Source organism: Streptomyces sp. HSS9-12, assembly GCF_054963655.1.
In genome coordinates this window covers 192,264-211,999 of sequence record NZ_JBUEGC010000002.1, presented here as the reverse complement: position 1 = coordinate 211,999, position 19,736 = coordinate 192,264, and the positions used below count along the sequence as shown (strand labels likewise).

At 72.1% G+C, this 19,736-nt stretch carries 13 protein-coding genes; 4 read left to right on the top strand and 9 right to left on the bottom strand.

Features of this window, described 5'->3' with window-relative positions:
- Window positions 1-17 precede the first annotated feature (17 nt).
- The 6 genes from ACY34J_RS01980 to ACY34J_RS01955 form a co-directional block, all read right to left on the bottom strand.
- A complete protein-coding gene (locus tag ACY34J_RS01980) occupies window positions 18-2,708 on the bottom strand; it encodes a SpoIIE family protein phosphatase (RefSeq protein WP_462761930.1) in 2,691 nt (896 codons plus the stop codon).
- Between the two features lie 261 nt (window positions 2,709-2,969).
- A complete protein-coding gene (locus tag ACY34J_RS01975) occupies window positions 2,970-4,133 on the bottom strand; it encodes an XdhC family protein (protein ID WP_462724514.1) in 1,164 nt (387 codons plus the stop codon).
- 46 nt (window positions 4,134-4,179) lie between these two features.
- Window positions 4,180-5,658: an NCS2 family permease gene (locus ACY34J_RS01970; protein ID WP_462724513.1), complete on the bottom strand. Its 1,479-nt coding sequence runs from the start codon at window positions 5,656-5,658 to the stop codon at window positions 4,180-4,182.
- A gap of 264 nt (window positions 5,659-5,922) precedes the next feature.
- The gene (locus ACY34J_RS01965; RefSeq protein ID WP_462724512.1) at window positions 5,923-8,307 is read right to left on the bottom strand and encodes a xanthine dehydrogenase family protein molybdopterin-binding subunit; all 2,385 of its coding nucleotides are present in this window, start codon (window positions 8,305-8,307) and stop codon (window positions 5,923-5,925) included.
- Between the two features lies 1 nt (window position 8,308).
- A complete protein-coding gene (locus ACY34J_RS01960) occupies window positions 8,309-8,908 on the bottom strand; it encodes a (2Fe-2S)-binding protein (protein WP_462724511.1) in 600 nt (199 codons plus the stop codon).
- Entirely contained in the window at window positions 8,899-9,798 is a 900-nt protein-coding gene (locus tag ACY34J_RS01955) for an FAD binding domain-containing protein (protein WP_462724510.1), read from the bottom strand. Before ACY34J_RS01955 ends, ACY34J_RS01960 begins: the two co-directional genes overlap by 10 nt.
- Window positions 9,799-10,069: 271 nt before the next feature.
- Here ACY34J_RS01955 and ACY34J_RS01950 point away from each other — a divergent pair, with 271 nt between their 5' ends.
- Together ACY34J_RS01950 and ACY34J_RS01945 are read left to right on the top strand one after the other, a co-directional pair.
- Window positions 10,070-11,752, top strand: a complete 1,683-nt coding sequence (locus tag ACY34J_RS01950; RefSeq protein WP_462724509.1) for a PucR family transcriptional regulator — start codon at window positions 10,070-10,072, stop codon at window positions 11,750-11,752.
- 142 nt (window positions 11,753-11,894) lie between these two features.
- A complete protein-coding gene (locus ACY34J_RS01945; RefSeq protein ID WP_462724538.1) occupies window positions 11,895-12,671 on the top strand; it encodes a hypothetical protein in 777 nt (258 codons plus the stop codon).
- Between the two features lie 221 nt (window positions 12,672-12,892).
- On the opposite strand, the gene lysA is transcribed toward ACY34J_RS01945, so the two are convergent.
- The gene (gene lysA / locus ACY34J_RS01940) at window positions 12,893-14,188 is read right to left on the bottom strand and encodes a diaminopimelate decarboxylase (RefSeq protein WP_462724508.1); all 1,296 of its coding nucleotides are present in this window, start codon (window positions 14,186-14,188) and stop codon (window positions 12,893-12,895) included.
- Between the two features lie 90 nt (window positions 14,189-14,278).
- Between lysA and ACY34J_RS01935 the strand changes: the two genes are divergently transcribed.
- Window positions 14,279-15,928 (top strand): PucR family transcriptional regulator, encoded by a 1,650-nt coding sequence (locus ACY34J_RS01935; protein ID WP_462724507.1) that lies wholly within the window; start codon window positions 14,279-14,281, stop codon window positions 15,926-15,928.
- A gap of 287 nt (window positions 15,929-16,215) precedes the next feature.
- Here the strand turns inward: ACY34J_RS01935 and ACY34J_RS01930 are convergent, their stop codons facing one another.
- Entirely contained in the window at window positions 16,216-17,694 is a 1,479-nt protein-coding gene (locus tag ACY34J_RS01930; protein ID WP_462724506.1) for an APC family permease, read from the bottom strand.
- A gap of 136 nt (window positions 17,695-17,830) precedes the next feature.
- Window positions 17,831-18,646, bottom strand: a complete 816-nt coding sequence (locus ACY34J_RS01925; protein ID WP_462724505.1) for a GntR family transcriptional regulator — start codon at window positions 18,644-18,646, stop codon at window positions 17,831-17,833.
- Between the two features lie 139 nt (window positions 18,647-18,785).
- Between ACY34J_RS01925 and ACY34J_RS01920 the strand changes: the two genes are divergently transcribed.
- Complete coding sequence (locus ACY34J_RS01920; protein ID WP_462724504.1) at window positions 18,786-19,619, top strand: (2Fe-2S)-binding protein; 834 nt, start codon at window positions 18,786-18,788, stop codon at window positions 19,617-19,619.
- The last annotated feature ends 117 nt before the right edge of the window (window positions 19,620-19,736 follow it).

Sequence of the window (19,736 nt, the reverse complement as noted above, 5' to 3'; positions counted from 1 at the left end):
TGGACACCAGGGCCGGGTCACAGCAGCTCCGCGTCGACCGCGCCCGGGCGCTCCGCGCCCTCCTCGCCGCGCACGGATGCGGGCAGTGGCTGCTCGGCCCAGATGACCTTGCCGGCAGCCGTGTACCGCGTGCCCCAGTGCTCGGCGATCTGGGCCACCAGGAACAGCCCGCGGCCGCCCTCGTCCGTCGTGGCCGCGTACCGCAGATGCGGCGAGGTGCTGCTGCCGTCCGAAACCTCGCAGATCAGGCTGCGATCGCGCAGCAGCCGCACGCGGATCGGCGCGGAACCGTAGCGGATCGCGTTGGTGATCAGCTCGCTGAGCACCAGCTCTGTCTCAAACGTCAGCTCGGACAGTCCCCACTCGTCCAGCTTCTCGGTGACGGCCGAGCGGATCCCGGCGACGGCGGCGGGATCGCTGGGCACGTCCCACTCGGTGACGCAGTCCGGCCCGAGTGCCTGGGTGCGTGCGATGAGCAGCGCCACGTCGTCCTTCGGACGGGCGGGCAGAAGCGCGTCGAGTACCGCCTGGCAGCTGGCCTCCGGCGGCCGGTCGGGGTGGGCCAAGGCCTGACGCAGCAGCTCGATGCCGACGTCGATGTCCCGGGTGCGGTCCTCGATCAATCCGTCGGTGTAGAGGACGAGTTGGCTGCCCACGGCCAGGTCCAGCTGGGCTGCCTCGAAGGGCATGGACCCCAGTCCCAGGGGCGGCCCGGCCGGCAGGTCGGGGAACTCCACCCTGCCGTCGGGGTGGACCAGCGCGGGCGGCGGGTGCCCGGCCCGCGCCAGGGTGCAGCGCTGGGCCACGGGGTCGTAGATGGCGTACAGGCAGGTGGCTCCCATGGCTCCCGCGCCGATGTTCGTGCCCGGCTCGTCCTGGTCGATACGGCCCACCAGGTCGTCCAGGTGGCCGAGGAGCTCGTCGGGCGGCAGGTCGAGCGTGGAGAAGTTGTGCACCGCCGTGCGCAGCCGCCCCATCGTGGCTGCGGCGTGGAGTCCGTGCCCGACGACGTCGCCGACGACCAGCGCGACGCGGCTGCCCGGAAGGGGGATGACATCGAACCAGTCGCCGCTCACCCCGGACTGCGCGGGCAGGTAGCGGTGGGCGACGTCGAGGGCGCTCTGCTCGGGCAGGGCACGGGGCAGCAGGCTGCGCTGCAACGTCACCGCGAGGGTGTGCTCGCGGGTGTAGCGGCGCGCGTTGTCGATGCAGACGGCGGCGCGGGCGACCAGCTCCTCGGCCAGCGACAGATCCTCCTCGTCGAACCTGGGCTTCTCCGAGCGCCAGAAGTTCGCCACGCCCAGCACGATGCCCCGGGCCTTGAGCGGGACCGCGATGAGCGAGTGGATGCCGTACTCGACGACGGCCTGGGCCAGTGGCGGGTCCTGGGCCTGCCAGCCGGGCGCCTTGGAGAGGTCGGGCACCACCTGCGACACACCGCTGCTGTATCCGCGCGCCTGGGGTGTGGACGGGACGAAGTCGATCAGCATGCCGCGCGGGTAGAGCGGGGGGTCGTCGCGGATGCCGGTGAAGGCGGTGCGGCGCATGTCCGCGCCCCTGCCGTCCGGCTCCTCACCGCGCAGTACGGGGTCGGCGAGGTCGACGGTGACGAAGTCGGCGAAGCGGGGGACCGCGACCTTCGCCAGTTCCTCGGCCGTGCGCACCACATTGAGGGTGGTGCCGATGCCCACGCCGGCGTCGTACAGCAGGGCCAGGCGCTTTCGTGCCTCCTCCGCCCTGCCGGACAGGGCGCGCAGTTCCGTGGAGTCGCGGATGGTCGCGACCGTGCCCATGGGGCTGCCGTGGCGGTCGGTCGGCCGTTGGTTCACCACCAGCAGCCGGTCTCCGGCCGGGTGCACCTCGTCCGTGGCCGTGCGGCCGGAGCCCAGCAGCTCGGCCGTGCCCGGGTCGAGGCCGGGCAGGTCTGCGGCCTTCCGCCCCTCGGCCTCGCGCGGCAGCTCGAGCAGCCGCTTGGCCTCGTCGTTGGCCAGCAGCAGCCGGCCGTCGGGACCGACGATGACCACACCCTCGCGGACGGCGTGCAGCACCGCGTCGTGGTGCTCGTACATGCGGGTCATCTCGGTCGGGCCGAGGCCGTGGGTCTGCTGCCGCAGCCGCCTGGCGACCAGCCATGTGCCGCCGGTGGCCAAGGCGAGCGCGCCCGCGCTGGAGCCGAAGATGATCGGCAGCTGCCGGTTGACCTGGTGCGTGACGTTCTCGACCTTGAGACCGGCGGACACCAGGCCGACGACCGAGCCCTTGGGGTTGGTGACGGGGACAACCGCCTGGACCTCGTGGCCGAGGGGACCTTGGACGCTCTCCAGGTGGACACGGCCGGCCAGCGACGGCTCGATGGTGCCGACGAACCGCTTCCCGATCCGGTCGGGAAGCGGGTGCGTGTAGCGGATCCCATGGGTGTCCATCACGACGATGAAGTCGACGCCGGCCCTCCGCCGCGCCGTCTCGGTGAGCGGCTGGAGCACCTTGGAGGGCTGGGGGGTCTTCAGCGCCTCCAGGATCCCGGGAGAGTGGGCGAACGATTCCGCGACGGCGACCGATCGGCTCCGGGCCTCCCTGTCGCTGTCGTGCCGGGCCTGGAACACGACTGTCAGCAGCGCGGCGATCGCGAGCACCAGGACAACCGCCACCTGCAGGATGAAGACCTGCCCGGCAACGCTTCGCGGTCGCTTGCCGACAACTGATCGCACCGATACACCACGAAATCGGGCAAAACTGCCGAACACGTGCCTTTTCTAGCACTGCTCCGCCCTGTGTGGCCATGGGTCACCGCCCGCGGGTATTCCACCGTCGGCGATGCGGGCAGCGCAGCTCAGCCCAGGTGTGAAATGCCCGCGGGGCTGGGGCCCAAACCGCCGCGGGGCAGGCATACGGAAAGGCGCCGCCGGTCAGGAAGGCGGCGCCGGTCAGGAAGGCGGCGCCGTTCCGGCCCGTGTTCCGGCCCCGGCGGCTCAGGCCACCGAGCCGATGCGGCCCGCCGCCGGGGCCGCGTCATGGTGGATCGGAGTGTGGGCGCCGGTGAGCGGGACGCCCGAGCCGCCGCGCCGGTCGGCGACGATCTCCGCGGCGATCGACAGGGCCGTCTCCTCGGGCGTACGGGCGCCCAGGTCCAGGCCGATCGGGGAGCGCAGCCGGGCCAGCTCCAGCTCCGTGACACCCGCCTCGCGCAGTCGGTCCAGGCGGTCGAGATGCGTACGGCGCGACCCCATCGCGCCGACATAGGCGACCGGGAGCTTCAGGGCCCGCTCCAGCAGCGGGACGTCGAACTTCGCGTCGTGCGTGAGCACGCACAGGACCGTACGGCCGTCCAGTTCCTGCGAGTCGAGATAGCGGTGCGGCCAGTCGACGACGATCTCGTCGGCCTCGGGAAACCGCCCCGCGGTCGCGAAGACGGGCCGGGCGTCGCACACCGTGACGTGGTAGTTCAGGAACTTGCCGACCCTGACCAGGGCCGAGGCGAAGTCGATCGCGCCAAAGACGATCATGCGGGGCGGCGGGACGCTCGACTCGACGAGCAGGACCACCGGCTGCCCGCAGCGGCTGCCGTCGGCGCCGATCTCGACGGTCGCGGTGCGGCCCGCGTCGAGCAGCGCCCGCGCCTCCTCGGCCGCCGTACGGTCCAGCTCGCGGTGGCCGCCGAGGGTTCCGGCGTAACTGCCGTCGGAGCGTACGTACAGGGCCCGGCCCAGCAGCTCAGCCGGGCCCTGGACGATGCGCACCACCGCCGCCGCCCGGCCACGGGCGGCGGCGGTCAGCGCCGAGGCGAGCGTCTCCCGGTTGGTGCTGTCCACCGGGGAGCCGCTCGCCCGTACCGGGGTGACGAGGATGTCGATGATGCCGCCGCAGGTCAGGCCGACCGCGAAGGCGTCCTCGTCGCTGTACCCGAAGCGTTCGAGCACGGACGCACCCGTCTCGAGGGCCTGCCGGCACAGTTCGTAGACGGCCCCCTCCACACACCCGCCGGAGACCGACCCGATGGCCGTGCCGTCGGAGTCGACGGCGAGGGCCGCGCCGGGCTGGCGGGGCGCACTGCCGCCCGTGGCCACCACCGTGGCGACGGCGAAGTCGCGTCCCCGCTCGCACCACCGGCCCAGCTCGTCGGCGATCTCCAGCATGGGGGCTCCTTACAGATGACAGATGGGTGAAGGGGGTCGTGGGCTGTTACTTGACTCCCAGCCAGCTCTCGATCGGACCGAGCGAGAAGAAGACCAGGAACACGCCGGCCAGCACCCACATCAGCCAGCCGGGCTGCCGCCACTTGCCCTGCGCCGCCTTGATCACGACGTAGGCGATGGAGCCGGCGGCGATGCCGACGGTGATGGAGTAGGTGAACGGCATCAGGACGGTCGTCAGGAAGACCGGGATGGACGTCGCCGGGTCACTCCAGTCGATGTGCCTGGCGTTGCTGAGCATCATCGAGCCGATGACGACAAGGGCGGCGGCCGCGACCTGGCTCGGGATGATCTGGGCCAGCGGGGTGAAGAAGAGCGCGAGCGTGAAACCGATACCGGTGACGACGCTGGCGAAACCCGTGCGCGCACCGTCGCCGACGCCCGCGGTGGACTCCACGAACACGGTCTGGCCCGAGGCACCCGCAAGGCCGCCGAACGCACCGCCGGCCCCGTCGATGGCCAGAGCCTTGCTCAGACCGGGCATCCGGCCGTACGCGTCGGCCAGGTTGGCCTGCTGGCCGATGCCGATGATGGTGCCCATGGCGTCGAAGAAGCCCGCCAGCACCAGAGTGAAGACGATGACGCCCACCGTGATCGCACCGGCATGACCGAAGCCGCCGAAGGAGACGTTGCCGAAGAGCCCGAAGTCGGGCGTGCTGATGATGCTGCCGCTGATCTCGGGGGCGTTCAGCCCGCCCCAGGCCTTCTTGTCGAGGCCGAAGACCTGGTGGACCACGGCCGCGAAGACCGTGCCGCCCACGATGCCCAGCAGGATCGCGCCGGGCACCTTGCGCACCTGGAGGGCGAAGATCAGCAGAACGGTGAGGGCGAAGCAGAGGACGGGCCAGCCGGTCAGGGTCTCGTGTACGCCGAGCTGCAACGGCTTGGCGCCGGCCACACCATCGGCCGCGGTGCCGGTGACGAAGCCCGCCTGGACCAGACCGATGAGGGCGACGAACAGGCCGATGCCCATGGTGATCGCGTGCTTGAGCGCCAGAGGTATGGCGTTCATGATCAGCTCGCGCAAGCCGGTGACGACCAGCAGGACGATCAACAGACCGTAGATGACGCACATGCCCATGGCGCTGGACCAGGTCATCTGTGGTGCGACCTGGAAGGCGACCACGGCGGAGACGCCCAGGCCGGCCGCGAGGGCCAGCGGCACATTGCCGACGAGCCCCATCACGATCGTGGTGACGGCCGCGGCGAACGCGGTCGCCGTGATCAGCTGCCCGCGGTCGAGCGTATGCCCGGTCACGTCGGGCACACCGAGGATCACCGGGTTCAGCAGGAGGATGTAGGCCATCGCCATGAACGTGGTGATGCCGCCGCGCACCTCCTGCGCGACCGTGGATCCTCTGTCGGAAATGTGGAAGTACCGGTCGAGCCAAGACCGGCCGGCGGGCTGGCGGGAGCCTTCGCCCGCCTCCTCCGCCGTGGTCTTCGGCTCTGCTGACGACTGGGTCATGGTGCCTGACTCCCAAGGTTCAAAGGGGCACCCGCACGATCCGCGGGGAGCGGAGGGTGCGGGATTTGGGATCGTTTTACGGCTGCACGACCCGGGGGACGGCCCGAGGCGAACGTCGTACTGCGTGGGTACTGCGGGGGGTGGTGCGTGGGTTGTGCGTACCGCCGAGCGGAAGCGGTACGTGCGGGGGGTGGGGGGTGGTTACCAGGTGGATGCTCCGGGCGGTGCGGTTGGGTTCCCCACGCCGCCCTCCCGGAGACCCGATCAGGTGCCGGTGAGATGCTCCGGGCGCACCGGCGTCTTGTTGAGCTCCAGCCCCGTCGCGTTCCGGATCGCCGCGAGGACGGCCGGAGTGGACGACAGGGTCGGGGCCTCGCCGATGCCACGCAGACCGTAGGGCGCGTGCTCATCGGCCAGTTCGAGTACGTCGACCGGGATGGTCGGGGTGTCGAGGATCGTGGGGATCAGGTAGTCCGTGAAGGAGGGGTTGCGCACCTTCGCGGTCTTCGGGTCGACGATGATCTCCTCCATGACCGCCACGCCGAGGCCCTGGGTGGTGCCACCCTGGATCTGGCCGACGACGGACAGCGGGTTGAGCGCCTTGCCGACGTCCTGGGCGCAGGCCAGCTCGATGACCTTGACCAGGCCGAGTTCGGTGTCCACCTCGACGACCGCGCGGTGCGCGGCGAAGGAGTACTGGACGTGGCCGTTGCCCTGTCCGGTGCGTAGGTCGAAGGCCTCGGTCGGGCGGTGGCGCCACTCGAGCTCGATGTCCACCGACTCGCCCTCCAGGACGTCCACCAGGGTGGCGAGGACCTCGCCGCCGTCGGTGACGACCTTGCCGCCCTCCAGCAGGAGTTCGGCGGTGGCCCATGCCGGGTGGTACGAGCCGAACTTCCGCCGGCCGATCTCCAGCACCTTCTCGCGGACGGCCGCACAGGTGTGCTTCACCGCTCCGCCCGTGACGTACGTCTGGCGGGAGGCGGAGGTGGAGCCGGCGGAGCCGACCTGGGTGTCGGCGGGGTGGATGGTCACCTGCGTGACGCCGAGTTCGGTACGGGCGATCTGGGCGTGCACGGTGACACCGCCCTGGCCGACCTCGGCCATGGCGGTGTGCACCATGGCGACCGGCTCACCGCCCACGACCTCCAGCCGCACACGGGCGGTGGAGTAGTCGTCGAAGCCCTCGGAGAAGCCGACGTTCTTGATACCGACCGCGTAGCCGACGCCGCGGACGACGCCCTCGCCGTGGGTGGTGTTGGACAGACCGCCCGGCAGGGCCCGTATGTCCGCCTGGCCGCCGGCGACCTCCCACTGTTTCTCCGGCGGAAGCGGCATCGCCTTGACGCGGCGCAGCAGCTCGGCGACCGGGGCCGGGGAGTCCACGACCTGGCCGGTGGGCATGATCGTGCCCTGCTCCATGGCGTTGAGCTGCCGGAACTCGACGGGGTCCATGCCGAGCTTCGCCGCGAGCTTGTCCATCTGGGCCTCGTAGGCGAAGCACGCCTGGACCGCCCCGAAGCCGCGCATCGCGCCACACGGCGGGTTGTTGGTGTAGAGCGCGATGGCCTCGATGTCGACGTCGTCGACCACGTACGGGCCGACGGACAGCGACGAGGCGTTGCCGACGACGGCCGGGGAGGCGGAGGCGTACGCGCCGCCGTCCAGCACGATCCGGCACTTGATGTGCGTGAGCTTGCCGTCCCTGGTCGCGCCGTGCTCGTACCAGAGCTTGGCAGGGTGCCGGTGCACATGGCCGAAGAAGGACTCGAACCGGTTGTAGACGATCTTGACCGGCTTGCCCGTGTGCAGGGCGAGAAGGCAGGCGTGGATCTGCATCGACAGGTCCTCGCGGCCGCCGAAGGCGCCGCCGACGCCGGAGAGCGTCATCCGCACCTTCTCCTCGGGCAGACCGAGCACGGGGGCGATCTGGCGCAGGTCCGAGTGCAGCCACTGGGTGGCGACATAGAGGTCGACGCCGCCGTCCTCAGCGGGCACGGCGAGGCCGGACTCGGGGCCGAGGAAGGCCTGGTCCTGCATGCCGAACACGTACTCACCGGAGACGATCACATCGGCGCGCTTGGCCGCCTCGTCGGCGTTGCCGCGGATGATCGGCTGGCGGTGGAGGATGTTCGGGTGCGGGACGTGCGGGGCGTGGTGGTCGGTGCGGCCGGGGTGCAGCAGTGGGGCGTCCTCGGCGAGGGCGGAGGCCTCGTCGGTGACGACGGGCAGCTCCACGTACTCGATCTGGATCTTCGCGGCGGCGCGGCGCGCGGTCTCCGGGTGGTCAGCGGCGACCAGGGCCACCGGCTCACCGTGGTGCCGGACCCTGCCGGCCGCGAGGACCGGGGTGTCCTGGATCTCCAGGCCGTAGTTCTTCACCTCGGTGGGCAGGTCGTCGTAGGTCAGTACGGCGTGGACACCGGGGGTCCCCAGGGCCTCGGCGATGTTGATGGACTTGATCTCGGCGTGCGCGACGGTGCTGCGGAGGGTGAAGCCCCACAGCATGTCCTCGTGCCACAGGTCCGAGGAATACGCGAACTCGCCGGTCACCTTCAGGGTGCCGTCGGGGCGGAGGGTGGACTCGCCGATGCCGCCCTTGGTGCTGCCCTGGGTGAGGTTGGTGGGTGTACGGGTGACGCCGCCCATGTCAGGCCCCCGTTCCTGCGGTCTCGGCCTCGCCGCGGGCGGCCGCGAGGCGGACCGCGTCGAGTATCTTCTCGTAGCCCGTGCAGCGGCACAGGTTGCCCGACAGCGCTTCACGGATGTCGGCGTCGCTCGGGGAGGCGGTGCGCTCCAGCAGCTCATCGGCGGCGACGAGCAGGCCCGGGGTGCAGAAGCCGCACTGGACGGCGCCGGCGTCGATGAACGCCCGCTGGATCGGGGAGAGTTCGGCGTTCTCGCCGATCTGGGAGTCCGACGGAGGCTTGGCCTGCCAGTGCTGGGCGTCGCTCACGCTGGTGCCACAGGCGCCCGACGCGCATCCGCCTGCCGCACGCTGCTTGGCGTACTCGGCCAGGCCCTCGACCGTGACGACCTCGCGGCCCTCCACCTGGCCGGCGGCGACCAGGCAGGAACACACCGGAACGCCGTCGAGGCGCACGGTGCACGAGCCGCACTCGCCCTGCTCGCAGGCGTTCTTCGACCCCGGCAGCCCAAGGCGCTCACGCAGGACGTAGAGCAGGCTCTCGCCCTCCCATACGTCGTCGGCCTCCACCGCGCGGCCGTTGACCGTGAAGTTCACGCGCATCGTTCGATCCCCTTCTTGCTGTCGCCGAAGCCGCGGTATTCGTCCCAGGTCCAGCCGAGGGTCCGGCGGGCCATGACGGCGACCGCGTGGCGCCGGTACTTCGCGCTGCCGCGCACGTCGTCGATCGGATTGCAGGCGCCCGCGGCCAGCTCCGCGAACTGCTTGGCGATCGAGGGGGTGATGGTCTTGCCGCTCTCCCAGAAGCCGCCCTCCTCCAGCGCGGCGGCCAGGAACTCCTCGGCCCCACGGGCCCGGACGGGCGTGGGTGCGGCGGAGCCGATGCCGGTCCGTACGGTCCGGGTCCCGGGGTGGAGAGCCAAGCCGAAGGCGCACACCGCGATCACCATCGCGTTGCGGGTGCCGACCTTGGAGAACTGCTGCGGGCCCTCGGCCTTCTTGATGTGGATGGTCTTGATCAGCTCGTCTGCGGCGAGCGCGTTGCGCTTCACGCCCTTGTAGAACTCGTCGATCGGGATGAACCGGCTGCCACGGACGGACTCGACCTCGACCTCGGCACCCGCGGCCAGCAGCGCCGGGTGCGCGTCACCTGCCGGCGATGCGGTGCCGAGGTTGCCGCCGACGCCGCCACGATTACGGATCTGCGGGGAGGCGACCGTATGGGAGGCAAGCGCCAACCCCGGCAGTTCGGTACGCAGATCCTGCATGATCTGCGTGTAGGGCACAGACGCACCGAGCCGGACGTTCTCCTCGCCGACCTCCCACTCCCGCAGCTCGGGGATACGGTTCAGGTCGAGCAGGTACTCCGGCCGACGGTGGTCGAAGTTGATCTCGACCATCACATCGGTGCCGCCCGCGATGGGCACAGCAGTGGGGTGCTCGGCCTTCGCGGCGAGCGCCTCCTCCCAGCTGGCGGGGCGAAGGAAGTCCATGGGTGGCTCTCTTCTACGAATGGGGGTTGTCCGGTCCAGCTCGGTCCAGCCCGGGGAGTATCGGCGGGTACCGGCCCCAGCTGGTGTCGTTCACGTCCTGTTCACGCCGCGTGCGCCCAGTACACAGAGCCGGGCCTATCGAGTGCAGTCACGGAAACCATGAAGCGGTTGGCTGGCCACAGGCCGCGTCTTGTAGATTCGAACGAAAGACGGGGTTTCTTAACCTCGCAGCATTGAACTGGCACCACACAAACGATCGGCGGGCGACGAGATGCGGCTGCGCGCACTGCTGGAGACCGACGCACTGGGCCTTCGGCTGCTGAGCGGCGAGGACGAGCTGGACCGCACGGTGCGCGGCGTGATGACCACAGACCTGCGCGACCCGAGCCGCTATCTGTCCGGCGGCGAACTGGTCCTCACCGGCCTGGCCTGGCGGCGCAAGCCGGAGGAGTCCGAGCGCTTCGTCCGCATCCTGAACCAGGCCGGGGTGGCCGGACTCGCGGCGGGCGAGGCCGAATTGGGCGCCATACCGGACGATCTGGTGGTGGCCTGCGCCCGCAACCGGCTGCCGCTGTTCGCGGTCAGCGAGGACGTGGCCTTCGCGACCATCACCGAACACGTGGTGCGGCAGGTCTCCAGCGAGCGCGCCGGGGACCTGGCGGCCGTTGTGGACCGGCACCGCCGGATGATGACGGCCGGGCCCGCGGGCGGCGGCCCGGAGGTGGTCCTGGACCTGCTGGGCAGCGACCTCGATCTGCGCGCCTGGGTGCTGTCCCCCACCGGCCGGCAGATCGCGGGGCCGGGCCTGGACGGCGAGGGTCACGAACTGCCCCCGGCGGTGTGCACGGCGCTGGCGGGCGAGCACCTCGCGGCGACGCGCGCCGGGCGCCGCGGCCCGCACCGGCTGGTCGCCCACGGGAGCACGTACTCCCTCTTCCCGGTCCGCAGCGAAAGCCGTGGCGCCCCGAGCGGGCGGGATGTGCGCGAGACGGTCCTGTCGGACTGGCTGCTGGCCGTGGAGGCGGACGCCGGGGACTGGCCGGAGGAGCGGCTGGACCTGCTGCACGGGGTCACCCAGCTGATCGCGGTCGAACGCGACCGGCGGGAGGCCGCCCGTACGGTACGGCGCCGGCTGGCCCAGGAGGTCCTGGAGCTGGTGCAGACCGGGGCCGCGCCGGCGGAGGTGGCCGCCCGGCTGCGGGTGGCCGCGCCGGTACTGCTGCCGGGGCTCGGCACCGCGCCGCACTGGCAGGTGGTCGTGGCCCGGGTCGAGTGGGAGGACAGCCCCGTCGAGGGCGGGCCGGTCACCCAGTCGCTGCTGGAGGAGATCCTGGTCGATCCGTGGATGGGCGGGCCGGAGCCATCGGACCGGATCGCGGTGGCGCACACCGGCGACGAGGCGGTGGCACTGGTGCCGCTGCCCGCGGTGCCCGACAGCACGGAGGGAGCCGCCCCGGAGGGGCTGCAGGCCGGTCAGCTGCTGGCGGCGGTCGGCGAACCGCTCTCGCGCGGGCTCGACGGCGACGGCCGGCTGACGATAGGTGTCAGTGCCGCCGTGCACTCCGCGGAGGGTCTGCGGGGCGCTCTGGAGGAGGCCCGGCACGCCCGCCGGGTCGCGGCGGCGCGCGTGGGGCGGGTGGCGGCGGCCGGCCACCAGGAGCTCGCCTCTCACGTCCTGCTGCTGCCGTTCGTCCCGGACGACGTACGGCGCGCGTTCACCGCGCGGCTGCTGGACCCGCTGCGGGAGTACGACCGCCGCCACCGGGCGGAGCTGATCCCGACCCTGGAGGCGTTCCTGGAGTGCGACGGGTCGTGGACGCGCTGCGCGGCCCGGCTGCATCTGCACGTCAACACGCTGCGGTACCGAGTGGGGCGGATCGAGCAGCTCACCGGACGCGACCTGGCGCGGCTGGAGGACAAGCTCGACTTCTTCCTGGCCCTGCGGATGAGCTGACACGGAACTCAGGCCACTTCGACCCCAGTTTGTGAATCAATTCACCCACCCCCTTGGCTGGGCAGCGGATTTCGTGCTGAGATTTCCGCCACGACTTCCGGCTCGACGGCGCGCTTGGGGAGGGAATGTGGCGGACACCGCCATGTCACGGTCTGGTTCGTCGGATTCCGGTACGGGTTGGGGAGAGGACCCGACTCAGGACGCCGTGTGGCGATTGCGCTCGCGCGGCTGCTGGAACGACGCGGCCGCCCTGCTCGCCCCGTCGGCCGTCGCCTCTCCGGCAGCAGCACTGCAACGGACCGCGGTGCTGATCGAGCAGTGCATGTTCACCGCCGCGGGGTGGGAGACGGCAGAGGATGCGCTGCGGGCGGCGGAGGCCCTCGCCCTCACCGATGAGGAGCGCGGCGCGGCCGCCTGCGAGCGGGGCTGTCTCGCGTACGCCTCCACGCTGTTCGGGGTACGGGACCGGGCGGATGAGGCGCGGTCCGCCCTGGGCCGCGCGGCCGCGCTGCTCACCTCGGGCTCACCGACCAGACCACTGCTGAACTTCCGGCGCGGCCTGGTCGCCCAGCATCTCGCACAGGACCCGGCTGGTGCGCAGGCCGCCTTCGCCCGCGCGCACGCGGGAGCGACCGCGAACGGCGACGACCTGCTGCTCTCCTTCACCTGGCGGCATCTCGCGGCCATGGCGAAGCAGGAGGGCAATCTGGCGGAGGCCCGGCACGGTTTCGCCCAGTCGCTGCGTATCCGCGAGGAGCTGGGCTATCTGGTCGGCATCGCCCCGGCGCTGATGGCCCTCGCCGAGGTGCAGCCGGACGCGGAGGCGGCCCAGCTCCGCGTGGAGGCACATCGCCTGGTGCGGCTGCTCGGCGTACCCCACTGGCTCGCCGACGAACTGGACACCGCCCCGGCGGCGTAACGGCCTGCCGCCCGGCATGGCATGCTCAGGGTCGAGGTCCTGCGGGAGCACGTGCTCGAAGCCGGCGCCGCCCGGCCTCAGTGGGGTCAGGACACACGCTCCCGACCCCCCGTCAGCTGACGCGGCCCCCGCCCAGCCTCCGTGCCCGGCACTCCACGCCCGGTCTCTTCCCCGCCCGCCTTACGGGCGGGCTGGAAACGCGCGCCGCGGCCCCGCCGGGGTCACACGTCGCGGCGCAGCAGGTCCTCGTACGTCTCACGCCGCACCACCTCGCGGGCCTCACCGGCGTGGCAGAAGACCACCGGGGGACGGCGGGCGCCGTTGTAGTTGTTCGAGAGCGAGTAGCAGTACGCCCCGGTGACCGGGACGGCGATCACGTCACCGACGCGCGGGTCGCGCAGCGGGACGTCGCGGATCAGGGTGTCGCCGGACTCGCAGTGCCGGCCGACGAGGTCACAGGCCCTGCCGCCGCCCACCCGCGTGGCGACCGTGGCCTCGAAGCGCTGCCCGTACAGCATCGGTTCGAGGTTGTCCCCCATGCCGCCGTCCACGGCCACGAGCGTGCGCGGTCCGCGTTTGACGGTGACGGCCCGGTAGAGGGTCGTGGCGGCGCCGGCCACCAGGGAACGGCCGGGCTCGATGAGGATGCGGGCCGTCGCCGGAAGATGCTTGCGAGCGGCGTCCGTCAACGTCCGTACGTACTCCTCGATCGTCGGCGGCTGGTCCGCGTACGTGTAACGCACGCCGAGCCCGCCACCGAGGTCGTACACCGCGTGCTCCCCCAGCTCCCCGATGGCGCCGACCGCCTCCACCGCCCTCGCGAAGGGCTCGGTGTCCAGCAGCTGGGATCCCACGTGCACATGGAGGCCGTCCAGCCGCAGCCGCTCGCCGGCCCGCAGCCGGGCCGCGGCCCGGACCGCGTCAGGCACCGCCAGGCCGAACTTCGAGCCCCGGTGTCCGGTGGCCATCGCCTCGTGGGTGTCCGCTTCGACGTCCGGCATCACCCGTAGCAGAACCCTCTGCTCGCCGCCCCGCGCCGCGACCAGGCGCTCCAGGCGGTCGATGTCGTCGAAGTTGTCGACGACGATCGTGCCCGCGCCGGCACGCAGCGCCAAGGCCAGCTCATCCTCGGTCTTGGCGTTGCCGTGGACGACGATGGCAGCCGGGTCGGCTCCGGCGGCGACCGCGGTGACGAGTTCCCCGCCGCCCGCGACATCGACACCCAGGCCCTCCTCGACCAGCACGCGGACGACCGCCGTGCACGGGAAGGACTTCGACGCGAAGACCACTTGGCTGTTCGGCCAATGCTCCGCCAGGGCCCGTACATACCGCCGGGCCCCCTCCCTCAGCGCACCCTCGTCGACGACCACCGCGGGCGTGCCGAAGTGCGCGGCGAGGTCGGTCACGCGGCAGCCGGCGACGACCAGCTCACCGTCTTCGTCCAGGTGAGAGCCGGGAGGGAAGAGTCCCACGAGATCGGCGGCGGTGGCGGCGGGCTGGTCGGTGACAGGCGTCACAACGGCTCCTTCGGCTCGGAATCGGGCCTTATCCTGGCGGCCCGCCCCAGAGGCCGCCCGTGCCGATCGGCTCAGGATTCGAGGTGTGCGTTGTCCGATCTCACAAACCCGGTCAGCGCCGGTCTGCCGGACGAGCGGGCGGCCGGCTCGCTGCGGCTGCTGCTCGAGAGCCCGGACAGCGCGGCGATCGTGCGGGCGCTCGCGGCCCCGGCCGGGCTGGACGTACCGGTCCGCGGCACGGTGATCCACGACCCCGGCGATCCCCTCCCCCCGGTGCCCGCCGCCCTGCTGCTGCTCGTCGGCGCGGGGCCCGCGGATCCGCGCTCGCGGTCCGTGCTGCGGCAGGCGGCACGGCAGGGCTACGCGGCGGTGGTCGTCAAAAGCCGCGGGCAGGACCCGGCGCCGCTGGTGGCGGAGGCGGGCAGCTGCGGCATCGCGGTGCTCGAGGCCGGGGACGCGCTCCCCTGGCGGCAGGTGGACGCGGCGCTGAGCTGCGCGCTGGCGGCGTACGGCGTCGGGGACGCGGCCGCGTACGCCCCGGCCGGCGGCGAGGCGCTGTTCGCGCTGGCCGACTCGCTCGCCGCCGTGGTGGGCGGTTCGGTGGCCGTCGAGGACCTGGACCAGCGGGTCGTGGCCTACTCCCACATCCCGGGACAGCGCATCGACGCCCTGCGCGAGCGCGGCATCCTGCAGCGCCGGGTGCCGGACATGCCGGAGCAGCGCCGGCAGTACCGCGAGGTGCTCGCCGCGCCGGGCGTCGTCCGATTCCCCCGGCAGGGCGAGGAGTTGGCGCGCGCGGCCGTCGCCGTACGGGCGGGCGCGCTGCCATTGGGCACGCTGTGGGCCATCGAGCCGGACGGCGGGCTGGGCGCCGAGGCGGAGGCGGCACTGCTGGACGGTGCCCGGCTGGCCGCGCCGCATCTGCTGCGGGCGCTGAACGCCCCGGAGGCCGAGCAGCGGATGCGCCGGGACACGCTGCGCGCGGTGCTGAACGGGTACGGGCCGCAGGCCGACGAGGCGGCGGCCCGGCTGGGTCTGCGACCCGGGGACGGCCTCTGTCTGACCGCCTTCGCACTGGGCTCGGGGCCGGACGGGGGCAGTGGGACGGCTCTGGTCGCACACGTCGAGTCGGTCCTGGTGCGCTACTGCGCCGCCCACCGGCCGGACGCGACGGTCGCGGCGACCGCTCACGCCGTCTATGTGCTGCTCCCTGCGGACGCGGGCGCCGCTCGGCGGTTCGCCGACGCCGCGCTGGCCGCGGTGCGCTCGGCGGTGGGCGGACCGGTGCGGGCCGCGGTCACCCGCCCGTACGGCGATCTGCTGCGCCCGGCTGCGCTGCGGCGCGAGGCCGACGATGTGCTGCGGGCCACGGCGCCCGACGGCCACGCCGGGCCGGCGGCGACCGCCGAGGACGTGCGCCACCGGGTGCTGCTGGACCGGCTCGGCGACGAGCTGGAGCGGGAACCGTGGCTGCGACTGCCGGGCCTGGCCGAACTGCTGGCGCACGACCGCGAGCAGGGCACGGACTACGCCGTCACGATCACCACGTGGCTGGAGGCGGTGGGAGACATCGCGGACGCCGCAGCGCGGCTGCGGGTGCATCCCAACACCGTGCGGTACCGGCTGCGGCGGGTCCGCGAGCTCTTCCGCGTCGACCTCGACGACCCGGACGTACGCCTGGCCGCGTGGCTGGAATTGCGGCTCGTGGCCGCCGCGCGACGTACGTGGCTTGGTAGTTGACGACACGTCAGGCGATGGCCGGTTGGCCGCCGCTCGCCGGCAGCGTCCGCCGTGCGCGCTGCGGAGGCCGCCGCGAAAGCGCTGCACCAGCCGCCTGGCGCGCCCCAGCCGCCTGGCGCGCCCCAGGGGCCTGCGCGCGCTGGCCGCAGCAGCCGGCGCGCGGCCCACCCGCCCCTGCAAAGGGGGCGGGTGGGCGGGGAAACGCCCGGCGCAAAGCACCCTGAGGCGCCCGGCCTTGCGCCGGCGTCGGTCGACGCCGGCGCACCGGCAATGGGCCGACTGCGGGCTCAGACCTGCTTTGCCGGCACCGGCTCCCGCTCCTGCGGGGACACCTCCGCGCCCAGCGCCGAGTTACGGCGGCCGAACGCCAGGTACAGGCCCGCGGCGAGCAGCAGCCACACTCCGAAGAGCGTCCAGGTGATGCCAGGCAGCTCGTAGGCGAGGTAGAGGCAGGCGAGCGCGGACAGCACCGGCACCACCGGGTACAGCGGCACCCGGTACGAGCGCGGCGCGTCCGGCGCGATGCGGCGCAGGACGACGACCGCGGCCGCCACGGCGACGAAGGCGACCAGCGTTCCCATGCTGGTGAGGTCGGCGAGGTACTGGAGCGGCACGAACGCCGCCAGAGCGCCGACCAGCGCCCCCACGATCCAGGTGTTGTGCACCGGGGTGTGCCGCTTGCGGTCGACCCGGCGGAACAGCTGCGGCACCAGCCCGTCGCGGGCCATGGAGAACAGGACCCGGGTCTGTCCGTAGAGGGTGACGAGGACGACGCTGAAGATGGAGATGACGGCTCCGGCCGACAGCAGCAGCGCGGGCCAGCTCGAACCCGTGACGTCCCGCAGGATCTGGGCGAGGACGGCTTCGCCCGCATCCGCCTGCCGGCCGAACTTCGCGGCCGGCTGGGCCCCGACGGCGGCGATGGAGACAAGGATGTAGAGAACGGTGACCGCGCCGAGGGTGAGCAGCAGCGAGAGTGGGATGGTGCGCCGCGGGTTGCGCACCTCCTCGCTGGCGGTGGAGACGGTGTCGAAGCCGACGTAACTGAAGAAGACACCCGAAGCGGCCGCACTGATGCCGGCGAAGCCCTGCGGCGCGAAGTCGCTGAAGTGCTGGGCGTTGAAGGCCGTCAGCGCGACGGCGACGAAGAGCACCAGCACGCCGATCTTGACGGCGACCATCACCGCGTTGACGGCCGCGGACTCACGGGTGCCACGCGCCAGGAGCAGCGAGCACAGCAGGACGACCACCAGCGCGGGGATGTTGACCACGCCGCCGGCTCCCGGCGGCTGGCTGATGGCGTCCGGCAGGGTGAAGCCGAAGAGGGTGCCGAAGACTTCGTTGAGGTACTGGCCCCAGCTGACGGCGACGGTGGAGACCGCCACGCCGTATTCGAGGATCAGGCACCAGGCGACGAGGTACGCGGTGCCTTCACCGAGCGAGGCGTACGCGTAGGAGTACGTGCTGCCGGCCACCGGGACCACGCCGGCCAACTCGACGTAGCACAGCGCCGCCAACCCGGCGACGACTGCCGCGAGCACGAAGGAGAGGATGACGCTCGGGCCGGCCTTGGGGACGCTCGTGCCCAGAACGAAGAAGATTCCGGTGCCGACGACCGAGCTGATGCCCAGCAGCGTCAACTGCCACAGCCCCATACTGCGCTGGAGCGAGGCACCGGACGCGTTCCCGGCGGAGGACGAATCCGCCTCGGCGATCATGCTGTCCAGCGGTTTACGGCGACACAGCTGACTGATCAATCGGCCCATTGGCTCCTCCTGGAGATCCCGTCGCACCCCCGCCTGTCGCGCGGGTTTCGGGGATCCTGTGGGAGCGCAAAAAATGAGACAACCACAGAGTTGTACAAGAGGAAGAGCGGCCGTTAGCCGAATCGGAGAAAGAAATTCAGCGAGTTCGGCGCTTGTTGGCGAGATGTTCCCGTATGAGCCGCTCGACGGCCGCGACATCGTGCGCCGCCAGGGCGTCCAGCAGCGCGGTGTGCTCCGCCGCATGAGCCAGCAGGTCGGTAGCGCGGACGATCGCGCCATCGGCGACCGGACCCTGGGCCCGCAGGTGCAGATCATCGCCGAGCAGGACGAGGTGCCGGTTCCCGGTCAGGCCGAGCAGGGCGCCATGGAAGGCCCGGTCCGCCTCGGCGTAGGCGGCTCGGTCACCGCGGGCCGCTGCCGCGACGGTCTCGGCGGCGAGCGGCCGCAGTTCGTCCCACGTCTCCGGCGGCCTGGTCCGCGCGAGCTTGAGCACCACCGGCACCTCGAGCAGGGCCCGGATCTCGGCGAGCTCGGCGAGATCGCGAGCGCTGCGCCGGGCCACCAGGAAGCCCCGGTTGGGGACGACCTCGACGGCGCCCTCGGCGGCGAGCCGCTGCATGGCCTCGCGGACGGGCGTCGGCGAGACGCCGAACCGCGCAGCCAGGGCGGGGGCGGAGTACACCGTTCCGGGGGCCAGCTCGCCGGTGACCAGGGCGTGCCGCAGGGCGTCGAGGATCTGCGCGCGGACGGAGTGGCGCTGCAGGGGCTTGCGGGGCGCGGGGCAGGGAGGGGCGGGCGGCTCACTGTGCCCGTGTTCTCCTCTGACCTCTCCCCCAGGACCGGCCTCTCCCCCGGGATGCGGAACCGGAGCCGCCACGTTCGGCGCAGTGTCATGTGCGGGTATCCGCGAGCGCAGGCGCGGCGCGGCGGCGTCGGCTCTCGCCTGCTCCATGAGGGCTCCGTTCCAGTTCTGGCGACGCCCCTTCCTGACGTCCCCCAGAACCATAGGCGGGGCCCGCTCGAGTTCAAACCTCGATCACTTGGATAAGGTAAGGCTTACCTCTGCAAGGTCGCGTGATCGGTGGTCCCGCATGTCCGTACAACCGGCGGCGGCGACCGCCCTCTCGCCCCTCGTCAGCGAGGCGTACGCCCGGCTGACCGAGGTGTTCCCGGGGCTGCGCGTGACCGAGGAGGCACCGCGCTCGGGCGGCGGCTGGGTGTCGGCGACCGAGCTGGCGGCGGGCGGCCCGGCGCTCGAGGCGTTCCTCGGCTGGGAGGACGGCCGACTGCTGCGCGTCTACGGGCAGCAGGCCCGGCCCGATGTGGTGGCGAGTTTCGGGCTGCACCAGTACGCCTGGCCGGCCTGCCTGCTGATCACCCTCCCCTGGTTCCTGCTGCGCCGCGTGCCCAGGATCCCGGCCGGGCAGGTGTCCTTCCAGCGGTCCCGGGGCCGGATGACGGTACGGTTCCGCGATATCGCCTGCCTGCCGGGCGATCCGGCGGCCGCGCTGCCCTCGACTCGGGTGGTCCGCGACGAGGAGGCACTGCGCGCGGAGGTCCGGGCGGCGGTGGCCGAGCACCTCGCTCCGGTGCTGGAGGGGTTCGGGCCGCGCATGCGCCGCGGGCCGCACGCCCTGTGGGGCATGGTGACCGACGAGATCGTCGAGGGCCTGTGGCATATCGGGCATCTCCTCGGCGAGGAGCAGCGGGCCGTGGCCGAATTGGAGCGGTTGCTGCCGGGCTCCACGGCGCCGTACATCGGCGGCTCGGCCTTCCGCGAGCTGACCGGGCCGAACGGCGAGGCGCTACGGGCCCGTGACCGGGCGAGCTGCTGCCTCTTCTACACGCTGCGGCCACAGGACACCTGCGTCACCTGCCCGCGCACCAGCGACGCGGAGCGTATCGCGCGCCTGAGCGCAACCTGATCCGATCAACACCACCCGTTCGAATGACATCACTCGAACACAACTCCCTTTGTTCATCAGCGAGTTCGAGCGACAACCCCTTATCTGAACGTCCAGGCCTGCCAATGGCGGTCAGTT